A 602-nucleotide genomic window follows, 5' to 3' on the forward strand; every position below is an offset into this window, starting at 1 on the left:
ACTGCTCGAACCGCTGCAGTTCCGACATCACGCGTCGGGGCGACAACGCACCGGTGGCCAGCCAGGGCGACCATTTGCCCGAGAAGTCCACACCGGCCAAGGCGTTGCGCGTGCGCTTGTACGTGTGAGGCAACTGGCGCTGCAGGTATTGGGCCAGGTGCCGAAGGCCCGCCGTCTCGCCACCATCAAACTCCGGTGTGCCATACGGAAACGACGCGCGCGGATCTGTCGACAGCGTTTGGTTTGCAACGTCGGCCGGCGCGCGCAGCCCCGGCGGAATAATTGCACCCGCCGGCCATGGCGGAAGGCGGTTGGGCGGTGACAGCGGCGTCGACGGTGCAGTCCGCGCACGTTCGAGCGCTTGCCTGAATGTTGTGAAGACCGCCGGCAGCGATTGAACAGGCCAAGGCAGACACAGCGGATCGATCAGGCTGCTTTGCCAGACCGTCTGCACCTGCAGCCCCGCGCTTCGCAGTTCGGCCACTTCGGCTTGCTCGTATGGCGCGGCGATGTCTTCGCAGACGACCGTCGAGGCGCCCACGGCGCGTGCCAATGCGGGCAAGACCTTTCCCGGCGGGCCACAGCATTCCACCAGCCGGGTG

The 602-nt window shown here is 66.6% G+C and carries 1 protein-coding gene; it reads right to left on the bottom strand.

Annotated features, from left to right (window positions below; translation table 11 throughout):
- Nucleotides 1-602, bottom strand: a 602-nt coding sequence (locus D1614_RS28375) for a deoxyribodipyrimidine photo-lyase (protein ID WP_175579315.1), incomplete at both ends; no start/stop codon positions are given.

Source organism: Maribellus luteus (assembly GCF_003576475.1).
Classification (GTDB): Bacteria; Bacteroidota; Bacteroidia; order Bacteroidales; family Prolixibacteraceae; genus Draconibacterium; species Draconibacterium luteum.